The sequence below is a fragment of the Mycobacterium scrofulaceum genome (genome assembly GCF_001667885.1).
Taxonomy (GTDB): domain Bacteria; phylum Actinomycetota; class Actinomycetes; order Mycobacteriales; family Mycobacteriaceae; genus Mycobacterium; species Mycobacterium scrofulaceum_C.
Genome location: NZ_LZJW01000162.1, coordinates 1 through 670 on the forward strand (window position 1 = coordinate 1; position 670 = coordinate 670).

Annotated in this window: 3 protein-coding genes; all 3 read right to left on the bottom strand. The window is 65.2% G+C overall.

All coding sequences use genetic code 11. The annotated features are described in order from the left end of the window. Positions 1–78: PPE domain-containing protein (locus A5681_RS27260; protein WP_156737066.1), on the bottom strand; the 78-nt coding region annotated here is incomplete at its 3' end. 11 nt (positions 79–89) lie between these two features. Next, complete coding sequence (locus A5681_RS22670; RefSeq protein ID WP_067280791.1) at positions 90–389, bottom strand: PE family protein; 300 nt, start codon at positions 387–389, stop codon at positions 90–92. Positions 390–553: 164 nt separating this feature from the next. Then, on the bottom strand, positions 554–670 hold a 117-nt coding region (locus tag A5681_RS28080), incomplete at its 5' end, for a PPE family protein, SVP subgroup (RefSeq protein WP_419866345.1).

The window sequence follows — 670 nt, forward strand, 5'->3', positions numbered from 1 at the left end:
CATCAACGACCCCGACCCCGGACCGGCATAAATCCGCGCCGAATTAACCTCCGGCGGAAGCGCCCCAAAATCAAACATCATTGGCTCCTTTAACCCGTCGCGGCCGCGTTGGCCGCCTCAGTCACCGCGTAGGACCCCGAGCTCATCCTCAGGGTGTTGACGAACATCTCGTGAATCGCCGTGCCCTGGGCGCTCACAGCCTGATACATCTGCGCATGCGCAGAGAACTGCGCCGCGGTCAGTGCCGACACCTCGTCGGCTGCGGCCGGCACGACCCCCGTCGTCGGGGCCGCCGCCGCCGCGTTCTGCGCACTGAGCGCCGAACCGATGCTTTGTAGATCGCCCGCCGCCGCGGCCAGCGCCTCCGGCTGCGTCGTGACAAACGACATTAAGATCCCTCCCTGGTTTCGGCTCGCTGGCCTTCGAGGAACGGTTTGCCGGTGGGCTTACCGCAGGCGTGGCTTACTGCTGAGATTAAATGGGTCACGCGGTGCCTCGCCTCCCTAGTGCCGACTGTTCATTCGTGTACAACTTCCGTTCACCTGGCCTTTCCCTATCCGGCCGATGGTGGTCGGGTTAGGACGCTGTAGCGAAAGCCGTATTTGTGGGAGTAGCCCGCGGCGGCGCCGGCGCGACGGCCCATGACGCCGGTGGGCATGCCGCGCAGCAG

What these genes read in the sequence shown, in the direction of transcription:
- A5681_RS22670 (WP_067280791.1), bottom strand. Translation starts at nt 389, where the DNA reads ATGTCGTTTGTCACGACGCAGCCGGAGGCGCTGGCCGCGGCGGCGGGC.